The following is a 10,601-nucleotide window of genomic DNA, read 5'->3' as shown; positions in this document are numbered from 1 at the left end:
CTTACCAGTTACCAGTTAAGGGGGATCGTGACCTTCCTGTTTAATGACCAGGAGGCGGAATACATGTTCCTCTATACAGCTGACGGGTTCACCGGCCAGCCGGTCCCCTGCGATGAAGGGACCCTGGAGTGGGTACCAAAAGAGGAGATCGACCGTTTAAACCTGTGGGAAGGCGACCGGATCTTTTTTAGGCTCATGGATGAAGGGGAGCCGTTTTTTTCTTTAAAGCTTCATTATTATGGGAACCGGCTTTCGGAGGCGGTCCTAAACGGAGAGTCCATGGAGCTGCTGGACGTGCTGGATGAAGGCGGAGAGCCCTCGGGACTGGTGCGGGAGCGGTCCATGGTCCATGAACGGGGCGATTATCACAGGACCAGCCATGTGTGGGTGGTCCGGGAAAAGCCAGACGGCAGCCATGAGGTGCTGCTCCAGAAGCGCAGCAGCAGGAAGGATTCCTTTGCGGGCTGCTACGATATTTCCAGCGCCGGCCATATTCCGGCGGGAGACGGATACCTCCAGTCAGCCAGACGGGAGCTTAAGGAGGAGCTGGGAATTACCGCTTCGGAGGAAGAACTGGAATTTGCCGGTTTTTTTGAGAGCCAGTATGAGGGGGACTTTTACGGAAAGCCCTTTATCAACCGCGAAAAGGCTGCGGTCTACGTTTACAGAAGGCCGGTGGAGGCGGAACGCCTGGAGCTCCAGGCCGATGAGGTGGAATCTGTCCGGTGGATGGATCTGGAGAAGGCCTGCCAGGCAGCAAAAACACAGGCGGATGGCTTCTGTTTACAGGAAGGAGAGCTGCTGCTCTTAAAAAAATGGCTCTCGGAGCATACAGAAAGATCCGGCGGGACATCAGGGCCGGAGGCAGATTAGGAGGACGGAGAAGCGATGGAACTATATGTACACATTCCGTTCTGTGTAAAAAAATGTGCCTACTGTGATTTTCTTTCCTTTCCCCAGGGGGAGGAGATCCAGAGGCGGTATGTGGAAAAGCTGATGGAAGAGATAAGGACAGTCAGTGCCGGCTTTCATGATACACCGGTTTCGTCGGTGTTTGTGGGAGGCGGCACTCCGTCTGTTTTAAAGGCCCGGTGGATGAAGGAGCTCTTCGACTGTCTGCGGGCCTCCTTTCATATAGAAGAAACGGCGGAGATCTCCATGGAGGCCAACCCTGGGACCGTGGACCGGGAAAAGCTCCGGATCTACCGGGAGGCCGGGATCAACCGGTTAAGCTTCGGCCTCCAGTCGGCGGATAACAGGGAATTAAAGGCCCTGGGACGGATCCATACCTGGGAGGGGTTTATGGAAAGCTTCTGGCTGGCCAGGGAGGCCGGTTTTTCCAACCTCAATGTGGACCTCATGTCCGCCCTGCCGGGACAGACGGTGGAAAGCTGGATGGATACGCTGAAAAAAACAGCAGACCTGGACCCGGAGCATATTTCCGCGTATAGTCTGATCATCGAGGAAGGCACCCCCTTTTTTGAAGCATATGGAAATGGGCGGGGGGACGGGATCCTTCCGGATGAGGATGCGGAGCGGGAGATGTACCACCGGACCCGGGAGTTTTTAAAGGACCGGGGCTATGAACGGTACGAGATCTCCAATTATGCCAGACCTGGAATGGAATGCCGTCACAATCTCGGATACTGGACGGGGGTTTCCTACCTTGGGCTGGGACTGGGAGCCTCCTCTTATGTGAATGGATGCAGGTTCTGCAATGAGCGGGATCTGGGGATCTACCTGGGAGAGAAACCGGGGAAGCGGCTGGAACAGGAGATCCTGACGAAAAAAGACATGGAGGAGGAATTTTTTTACGTAGGTCTCAGACTGGTCCAAGGCGTTTCCCTAAAGGAATTTGAAGAGCGGTTCGGGGAGCGGGCCCAGGACGTTTATCCCGGTCTCATGGAGCGGCTGGAGAAGGAGGGAGCCGCCGTTCTTTCAGACGGCAGGTTCCGGCTGACGGATTATGGCATGGATGTGAGTAATTATGTAATGGCGGAATTTTTGCAATAATTGAAGAATACTGGAATTTTTGCCATAAATATCCAATTAAAAAACAAATAATATGTAAAAAGACTATCGGTTTTTGCATTTTTATGTTAAAATTTGTATATGAGATTTTTTATTATTTCAGGGGGAAAGACTTATGGCAAAAGAAATGATTGCAATGCTGCTTGCCGGCGGCCAGGGTTCCCGTTTATATGCCCTGACCCAGAAGCTGGCAAAACCGGCAGTTCCCTTTGGCGGAAAGTACAGGATCATTGACTTTCCGCTGTCGAACTGTGTCAATTCCGGGATCGATACGGTGGGGATCCTGACCCAGTACCAGCCTATGGTATTAAATGAATACATCGGCAATGGGCAGCCCTGGGATCTGGACCGTCTTTATGGGGGCGTCCATGTGCTGCCGCCGTATCAGAAGGCCTCCGGCTCTGACTGGTACAAGGGAACCGCCAACGCGATCTACCAGAATATTCCGTTCATTGAAAGATATGATCCCCAGTATGTGATCATCCTTTCCGGAGACCAGATCTGCAAACAGGATTACAGCGATTTCCTTCGGTTCCACAAGGAAAAGAATGCAGAGTTCAGTGTGGCTGTCATGGAGGTTCCGTGGGAGGAGGCATCCCGGTTCGGACTGATGGTGGCTGATGAAAACGATAAGATCACTGAATTCCAGGAAAAGCCCAAAAATCCCAAATCCAACCTGGCATCCATGGGTATCTATATTTTCAACTGGGATGTGCTGAAGAAGTACCTGATCGAGGACGAGGAAGATCCCAATTCTGAAAACGATTTCGGCAATAACATCATTCCCAATCTGTTAAAGGACGGGAGAAATATGTACGCCTACCATTTTGACGGCTACTGGAAGGATGTGGGGACCATCTCCTCTCTCTGGGAGGCCAACATGGAGGTCCTGGACCCGGAGCACAGCGGCATCAATCTGTTTGATGAAAACTGGAAGATATACAGCCGCAACAGCGGTATGACCGGTCATAAGATCGGAAATAAGGGGCTGGTGGAAAATTCCATGGTCACCGACGGCTGCCGTGTGGACGGCCATGTAAAGCACTCCATCCTTTTTGCCGGCGTTAAGGTGGAAGCCGGAGCGGAAGTGGAGGATGCTGTGGTCATGGGCGGCTCTGTGATCCAGGCAGGAGCCGTGGTGAAGCACTGTATCGTGGCGGAAAACGTGACCATTGGAAAGAAGGCAGTGGTGGGAGCAATGCCCAAGGACGGAGAAAAGGGCGTCGCTACTGTGGGCTCCGGCGTTGTGATCGGAGACGGGGCCATCGTGGGTCCCAATGCCATGGTCAATAAAAATGTAGAAGGCGGTGAAGAACAATGGTAAATTCCAACGTAGATGCTCTGGGAATCCTTTTCCCCAACAGTTATGACAGCTTTGTACCGGAACTGGTGGCCGAGCGGTCCATGGCCTCGATCCCCTTTGCAGGCCGTTACCGGATGGTGGACTTTTTATTATCCAGTATGGTAAACTGCGGGATCGACAATATCTCCATTATCGTGCGTCAGAATTACCATTCTCTTATGGATCACCTGGGCTCCGGCCGTGAATGGGACCTGGTGCGGAAAAACGGAGGTCTCAATATCGTTCCTCCCTATGCGGAAAAGCACATGAAGATCTATAACGGCCGTGTGGAAGCCCTGGCCAGCATTCTTCCCTTCTTAAAGGAGCAGAAGGAAAAATATGTGGTCATGGCCGATACCAACATCGCCGCCAGCTTTGATTTCAATGCCCTTTTAAACGCCCACAAGGAGAGCGGGGCGGACGTGACCATCGTTTACAAAAAGGAAAAGCTGCCGGAAAGCGCGAGAAAATCCGATGTGGTGAAGGATCTTTACTATACCCTGGGCCTGGAGGGCAGCAAGGTGAGAAAGATCTATATGAATTCCCAGGAAGAGGGGATCCAGAACTTCTCCATGAACATCTATGTGATGGAACGGGAGCGGCTGATTAATGAGATCAACACGGCCTTTGTCCGCGGCTATACATATTTCGAGAGAGACATCCTGGCAAACCAGCTGGGGAAGATGAAGGTCATGGCCTATGAATACACAGGCTATGCTGCCAGGATCTGTGATGTGCGCAGCTATTTTGACGAGAATATGAAGCTTCTGGAGGATGAAAATCTGGATGCCTTATTCTCCGGAAACCAGATCCACACCAAGATCCGTGACGACAACCCGACCCGCTACATCAACGGCGCCAAGGCAAAAAACGTGCTGGTGGCCGATGGCTGTGTCATTGAGGGAGAGGTGGAAAACTGCGTTCTCTTCCGGGGCGTGAAGGTGGCCAGGGGCGCCAAGGTAAAGAACTGTGTGCTGATGCAGGATACCGTGGTCCAGGAGGGTGCCAGACTGGAATATGTGATCACCGATAAGAATGTGACCATATCTGTGGGCAAGGAGCTTTACGGTACCGACAGCTTCCAGGTATACGTGGCCAAATATCAGACCGTGTAGGCGGATGACAGATAAATAAAAAGCTCCCCCGGAGCGGCTTTCCATTGGGCCGTTCCGGGGGAGCTTTATGCGTCCAGAAGAAGTTTTCCGGGCTATTGTTTTTTGATCTCTGTGATCTCAGCCACAGCCGCGGGCTTTTCATCCTCCGTATAGGTAAAGGAGATCCGGTCGCCGGATTCCAGGAACGGAAGATTTTCATTTAAGGTCACCATGGCGGCGTAGACCGTATCGCTTCCGGTGAGGGTGAAGTAATAGCAGGTATTGCCGGAAACGACCACACTGGCCACCGCGTCCACGGTTCCGGCCTTTTCCAGGGCGTCCATGGAGCCGCCGGTCTCCACATCCTCCAGGTTCAGGGCGGTACGGTAGTTTTTCCGGGCCTCGTCGATGGTCTGTCCGGTGCCTACGATCTGGTACTGCTCCACATCTACGAAGGCATACATTTTCACAAGCCCCGCGTCATCCTTTAAGGAGATGAAGTAGGTGGGCCGGTCGGAAACGTTTAAGAGCAGAGGGAAGGTGGCTGAGTACTTTAAGTGCTGGACCTGTCCTTGGGCCGAAGCCATGGCGGATGCCTCGGTAGCGCCGGGAACCGCATAAAATTTTGTGGCCTTGGTCCGGAGGTTCACCAGTACAAAGCCGATGTTGGACTGGTCTCCGGTGACAGAGGACATGCCTGTATAAAGGTAGACATCGTCGTCCAAGGCCAGATAGTTGTAGCCGTAGGTGGTGCGGCGTACATTTTTCTGTCCGAAGATGGAGTTGATGTAGCCATTCTGGAACAGGCCGTTGTCATCCAACTGGGAGATGATCAGGTCGGAATCATAAAGCTGGTCGATCCACTGGGGAACCTGGTCCTTCTCGTAATAATTGGCCTCTCCGGTAACGGCATTCACAAGGATGGCTCCGTCGATGTCCTTTCCGCTCCACCAGCCGATGCGGTACTGGATGGTGGGAGCCACCCAGTAAGGCGTTCCCTCGTCGTCGATCTCAAAGGAGACCTCTTCAAACATTTTTGTAGGATAGAGGAAGCGGATATGGCGGTAGATGTTCCGGAAGAAGTACTCGCTGGGAGAGTATTTCATTCCATTTTCCAGCCATACCAGGTCCGTCTGCTGGGTCACCATGTTCACGGTGATATAGGCGGGGAGTCCCTTTTTCTGGTTATAGAGCCATTTAATGGGATCGGCGTAGGACAGAGGAGTCACCCGGTAGGGGATCCCATTGTAGTTGATCTGGGTGTAGTTGTTCTCGATCTCAAACTGGGATACCAGCTCTGTCATCTCGCCCAGCTTCCGGCTTCCCAGACGGGTGGCTGTATCCTTATCCACCACAGGGATCTGGTTCATGCTGATCTCAGCCACATCGGCAGAGAAATCCCCGGTCTCCATCTGGATCAGATCCCGGTACCTGGTGGCATTGAAAAACGGGATGCCGATGATTGTGGCCACCACCATAAGGGCGATCAGGATTCCGATGAAGCCAAAGCCGATCTTTAAGGGCCTGGCCATGGAACGGCGGGGAGTTACCTCATCGGGTTCCCTTTCCTCGGTCTCAAACTGGATCTGGCCGGTAAGAGGGTTCTGGCGGACGCGGACATTGCCGCGGCTTCCCAGGCCCGACAGGAATTCCTTCATATAGGTGATGAAATTCACGGTCAGGATAATGAGGGTTGACAGGATCAGAAAAATGATAAAATCCTGGCTTTTTAAGTTAATGGCCGGAAGCATCGTATAATATAGAAGAAAGATGATAACGGCAGAAACCAGGATCCCTCCGAACACGGAGAAAAAGCTTCTTTTTTTCATAATGCGAACGTATTTGTTCCCCTTTCTGTGTGATAAATTCCGGGGGCGTGCCGCTTATGGGCGTGCGCTCCCGGAATCTGGATTTTCTTATTATACCATTCTTACCATTTTTCTTCAATTAAACATCAGTTTCTTATGAATTTTTAGAGAATTTTAAGAATTGGATCAGATACCAGAGGCTTACTCCTGGATCAGAAATACCTCAGCGGAGGAGGTGCCATGGGTTCTTGTCTCCGCATGGGTATTGTAATAAACATCGATGTGATGGCCCTTTACGGCTCCGCCGATGTCCTCGGCCACGTATTCCTGGCCGTTGATGAGAAGGCGACTTCCGATGGGAATGACCCTGGGATCCACAGCTACTGTGTGACCGGCAGTGGCAAGGGCCCCGGAGCTGGTACGCCGTCCCCAGCCCTCGGAGCAGATCCGGCAGGGGCAGTAGGCGGTGAGCTTAAAGCTTCCTAAGGGAACCAGATTCCGGTACAGGGAGGCAGCCGTGTCTCCGGATGCATAACGGAGCTTCCTGGAGATGATCGTGTTTCCGGAGGAAAGACTGATAATATAGGAAGAGTGGGGGAGGGAATCCCAGTCAATCTCCACATGGAACCCGTAATTTCCGGTCCCCATGCCGTCCTCGGTCAGATCACCGCGGTATTCAGAGGCCAGGACGGATACGGCTGCCGCCACCTGTCCGCTGTGTTCGTCTGTGACGGTAACGGTGACGGTCTGGCTTTCCTCCGGTTTTTCGGGATCCCAGAGCCAGCCGGATACGGCCTTTCCCTCTACGCTGTCTAAATGTCCATTTATCTTTGAAGTACCAGCCAGGGCCATGACACAGTTGACTGCGGTAAAAAGCATTACCAGCAGAAGACCTGCCACAAGTCTTGTTTTTTTCATGTTTACAACATCCTTTCTTTTATGTTACATTCATTAAAAAAGTATGATGTAGATGTAACAAAAATGTAACAAATTGGAAACAAAGCTATATTTTACATATTTTTTTCGTTTTGTCAACCCCCGGAGGCGGAAACGCTTTCCGGCGTTTCCTGGGAAAGCGCTGGAAAACCATGGAAAATAAAGGCTTTGGGCCGAATGGGTCAGAATGAAAAAAATCTTGAAATGAAAGGAAGAATGTGGTACAATGTCTTTGTGGAACAGACAAAACAAAACTAAATGTATTTGGTGGAGGGACATTGTATGCGAATGATGGACGCTATTGTAAAACCGTCTGCAGCTCCGGGTTTAGAGCTGCGTCAGGTACCGGTTCCCACTCCGGGTCCGGGCGAGGTACTGATCAAGATCCACAAAACAGCGATCTGCGGTACAGACGTACATATTTATGACTGGAACGAGTGGTCCACCCAGCACATCAAGCCGCCGATGGTAATCGGACATGAGTATGTGGGCGAGATCGCAGAATTAGGCGCAGGAGTGACCGGCTTTACAGTTGGCCAGCGCGTATCCGGCGAAGGCCACATCACCTGCGGCCACTGCCGTAACTGCCACAACGGCAACATCCAGTGGTGTAAGGACACTAACAGCGTGGGCGTAGACCGTGACGGCGCATTTGCTGAGTATGTATGCATCCCGGCTACAAACGTGATCGCCATCGATCCCAGCATGGACGAGGATGTAGTCGCTATGTTCGACGCCGTTGGAAATGCAACCCATACCGCTTTAATGTTCGATCTTGTGGGCGAGGATGTTCTTATTACAGGAGCAGGCCCCATCGGCATCATCGCTGTTGCCATCTGTAAATATGCAGGAGCACGCCGCGTGATCATCACCGATATCCAGGATGCCCGTCTGGAATTAGCAAAGAAGATGGGCGCAGATGCAGCTGTGAATACTGCAAAAGAAGATCTGATGACCGTTATGAAGGAGCAGGGCCTGGTTGAGGGCTTTGACGTGGGTCTTGAGATGTCCGGAAGCGGAGCTGCCTTAAAGCAGATGATCTCCGTTATGAGAAACGGCGGAAAGATCAGCCTTCTGGGTCTGGCCAACGGCCCGTTCCAGATGGATATGAACGAAGTGATCGGAAAAGGCCTGACACTGCAGGGTATCTACGGACGTAAGATGGACAACTGGCACCAGATGATCTATATGGTACAGGGAGGTCTGGATCTGAAGCCGGCGATCACCCACAGATTCCACTATACAGAGTTTGAAAAGGGATTTGAGGCTATGCACAGCGGAAAATCCGGTAAAGTCATCTTAGACTGGACAACGAAGAAATAGGAGGAAACCCAATGAAGACAGCATTTGAAACTTACCGTGCGGAATTAGATGCGATCCGTGAGGCAGGAACCTATAAGAGCGAGCGCATCATCACAACACCCCAGCGCTCCCGTATCGATACAACAGCAGCCAACGGCGTAGTAAATATGTGCGCCAACAACTACCTGGGCCTTTCCGCGCATCCCCGTCTGATCGAGGCTGCCAAGGCCAGCTATGATAAATGGGGCTTCGGTCTTTCTTCTGTACGTTTCATCTGCGGAACCCAGGAGATCCACAAAGAGTTAGAGCAGAGGATCGCAAAATTCGTTGGCATGGAAGACGCGATCCTTTACTCCTCCTGCTTTGACGCCAACGGCGGTCTTTTCGAGGTCCTTTTAAATGCAGACGACGCCATCATTTCCGATGAGCTGAACCATGCTTCCATCATCGACGGCGTAAGATTATGTAAGGCCAAGAGATACCGTTATAAAAACAACAACATGGAAGACTTAAAGAAGCAGTTAGAGGATGCAAGGGCAGCAGGCTGCAAGCGCATCATGATCGCCACTGACGGCGTATTCTCCATGGACGGCTACATCGCAAACTTAAAGGGTATCTGCGATCTGGCTGATGAGTACGATGCGATGGTTATGGTAGATGACAGCCACGCAGTTGGCTTCATGGGTGAGCATGGCCGCGGAACTGCTGAATACTGCGGCGTTATGGGCCGTGTGGACATCATCACCGGTACCTTCGGCAAGGCCATGGGCGGAGCTTCCGGCGGATACACCGCTTCCAAGAAGGAGGTTGTTGACCTTCTTCGTCAGAGAAGCCGTCCGTACCTGTTCTCCAACACACTGGCTCCGGCGATCTGTGCCGCTACCATCGAGACCATCAACATGTTAGAGGAGTCCACCGCTCTCCGTGACAAGGTTCACGAGAACGCTGCATACTTCCGTAAAGAGATGGAGAAGATCGGCTTTGATCTGCTTCCGGGCGAGCATCCCATCGTTCCGGTTATGCTCTACGACCCGAAGGTTGCCAATGAGTTTGCCCGCCGTATGTTAGATAAGGGCGTATACGTAGTAGGCTTCTGCTATCCGGTAGTTCCCAAGGGACGTGACCGTGTACGTACCCAGATTTCTGCGGGACATACAAAAGAGGACCTGGATTTCGCAGTGAAGTGCTTCGCAGAAGTGAAGGCTGAAATGGGGATCTAAGGATCTGTAAATAAGGATAAAAAAGAGGAAGGGAAACCTGGATGACAGGGCCCTTCCTTTTTTATGGATCTATTGGGTTTTCTCGACTGCCTCAAATACCTCCACCTTCTGGAGCCCGTAATCCAGGGCTTCTTTGTGGGTATCAAAATAGATATCCAGGTGGTTTTCTACTACGCCGCTGCCCTTATCCTCCACTGTATAGATAATGCCGTCGATGAGGAGCTTCGTTCCCAGGGGGAACTGGTCCAGGTCGGCAGAGATGGTGTGGTCTTCTTTGGGAACTGCGCCGGAATAGGTGTACAGATGACCGCCGCTGCATGCTTCACAGCCGCAGTAAGCGGAGATCTTAAAGGTTCCATAGGATCTGCCGGGAACGGTGGTCTCCTCCGGCTCTGTCTCTGTTACCTTTGAAGAGGGAGCTTCCTGGGAGCCGTCTGCCATCCCGCTGGCGTCTTCTGCTGGCTTCCGGGGGCCTCCGGACGTTTTCGCTGGTTCGGCTTCCATGGCTTTGTCCGCAGGCTTGGCGGCCTCCAGGGGGCTTTCAGGCCCATCATATGTATCCTCCACGGCTTCTTCAAAGCCTGGCCCGGTCTCGGCGGCCTGGGAGGGGAATACGGCGATGGAAAGGAACAGGGCAGTACCGGCCATGGCGGCGCGGCAGAATCCATTTTTCTTCATAAGCAACCTCTCTGTTGATCGTACTTAAAATTACAATTTGTCATAAAGAAATTTCATTTATTTCATTATATTTACAAAAGTGTTAAATGTCAAGAAAAACAGCCGGATCTTCACGACATACGCATGAATTGTTTTCCTTCCTCTTTTTCAGAATATCTTGTTTTTAAAAATTTAATACCTGTTCCAAAAA

9 protein-coding genes are annotated in these 10,601 nt (G+C 51.8%); 6 read left to right on the top strand and 3 right to left on the bottom strand.

Features of this window, described 5'->3' with window-relative positions; all coding sequences use genetic code 11:
- The 4 genes from OCV69_RS11935 to glgD form a co-directional block, all read left to right on the top strand.
- On the top strand, positions 1-873 hold an 873-nt coding region (locus tag OCV69_RS11935; RefSeq protein ID WP_262563117.1), incomplete at its 5' end, for an NUDIX domain-containing protein.
- 15 nt (positions 874-888) lie between these two features.
- Positions 889-2,013 carry a radical SAM family heme chaperone HemW gene (gene hemW / locus OCV69_RS11930; RefSeq protein ID WP_158359333.1) on the top strand — a complete coding sequence of 375 codons (1,125 nt, stop codon included), beginning with the start codon at positions 889-891 and terminating at the stop codon, positions 2,011-2,013.
- Positions 2,014-2,146: 133 nt separating this feature from the next.
- Positions 2,147-3,355: a glucose-1-phosphate adenylyltransferase gene (locus tag OCV69_RS11925; RefSeq protein WP_158359331.1), complete on the top strand. Its 1,209-nt coding sequence runs from the start codon at positions 2,147-2,149 to the stop codon at positions 3,353-3,355.
- Positions 3,349-4,488, top strand: coding sequence for a glucose-1-phosphate adenylyltransferase subunit GlgD (gene glgD, locus OCV69_RS11920; protein ID WP_158359329.1), 1,140 nt, complete (start codon positions 3,349-3,351; stop codon positions 4,486-4,488). The genes OCV69_RS11925 and glgD overlap by 7 nt, the downstream gene beginning before the upstream one ends.
- A 92-nt stretch (positions 4,489-4,580) precedes the next feature.
- Here glgD and OCV69_RS11915 read toward each other — a convergent pair whose 3' ends face one another.
- The gene (locus tag OCV69_RS11915; protein ID WP_158359327.1) at positions 4,581-6,296 is read right to left on the bottom strand and encodes a CvpA family protein; all 1,716 of its coding nucleotides are present in this window, start codon (positions 6,294-6,296) and stop codon (positions 4,581-4,583) included.
- A 180-nt stretch (positions 6,297-6,476) separates the two neighbouring features.
- Positions 6,477-7,193: a 3D domain-containing protein gene (locus OCV69_RS11910; RefSeq protein WP_262563116.1), complete on the bottom strand. Its 717-nt coding sequence runs from the start codon at positions 7,191-7,193 to the stop codon at positions 6,477-6,479.
- A 300-nt stretch (positions 7,194-7,493) separates the two neighbouring features.
- Between OCV69_RS11910 and tdh the strand changes: the two genes are divergently transcribed.
- On the top strand, positions 7,494-8,534 hold the full coding sequence (tdh, locus tag OCV69_RS11905) for an L-threonine 3-dehydrogenase (protein ID WP_022273184.1): 1,041 nt from the start codon (positions 7,494-7,496) through the stop codon (positions 8,532-8,534).
- A gap of 11 nt (positions 8,535-8,545) precedes the next feature.
- The gene (locus OCV69_RS11900) at positions 8,546-9,733 is read left to right on the top strand and encodes a glycine C-acetyltransferase (protein ID WP_022273185.1); all 1,188 of its coding nucleotides are present in this window, start codon (positions 8,546-8,548) and stop codon (positions 9,731-9,733) included.
- Positions 9,734-9,802: 69 nt separating this feature from the next.
- Here OCV69_RS11900 and OCV69_RS11895 read toward each other — a convergent pair whose 3' ends face one another.
- Entirely contained in the window at positions 9,803-10,411 is a 609-nt protein-coding gene (locus OCV69_RS11895) for a 3D domain-containing protein (protein ID WP_262563115.1), read from the bottom strand.
- Positions 10,412-10,601: the final 190 nt, after the last annotated feature.

The organism is Alitiscatomonas aceti, assembly GCF_025567195.1.
Taxonomy (GTDB): domain Bacteria; phylum Bacillota; class Clostridia; order Lachnospirales; family Lachnospiraceae; genus Alitiscatomonas; species Alitiscatomonas aceti.
Note: the sequence above shows the minus strand (reverse complement) of the source record. Positions and strands in the feature narration are given on the sequence as shown.

Bases quoted from the DNA above. Each gene is read 5' to 3' on its own strand.
- hemW (WP_158359333.1), top strand. From the start codon at position 889: ATGGAACTATATGTACACATTCCGTTCTGTGTAAAAAAATGTGCCTAC.
- OCV69_RS11925 (WP_158359331.1), top strand. From the start codon at position 2,147: ATGGCAAAAGAAATGATTGCAATGCTGCTTGCCGGCGGCCAGGGTTCC.
- glgD (WP_158359329.1), top strand. From the start codon at position 3,349: ATGGTAAATTCCAACGTAGATGCTCTGGGAATCCTTTTCCCCAACAGT.
- OCV69_RS11915 (WP_158359327.1), bottom strand. From the start codon at position 6,296: ATGAAAAAAAGAAGCTTTTTCTCCGTGTTCGGAGGGATCCTGGTTTCT.
- OCV69_RS11910 (WP_262563116.1), bottom strand. From the start codon at position 7,193: ATGAAAAAAACAAGACTTGTGGCAGGTCTTCTGCTGGTAATGCTTTTT.
- tdh (WP_022273184.1), top strand. From the start codon at position 7,494: ATGCGAATGATGGACGCTATTGTAAAACCGTCTGCAGCTCCGGGTTTA.
- OCV69_RS11900 (WP_022273185.1), top strand. From the start codon at position 8,546: ATGAAGACAGCATTTGAAACTTACCGTGCGGAATTAGATGCGATCCGT.
- OCV69_RS11895 (WP_262563115.1), bottom strand. From the start codon at position 10,411: ATGAAGAAAAATGGATTCTGCCGCGCCGCCATGGCCGGTACTGCCCTG.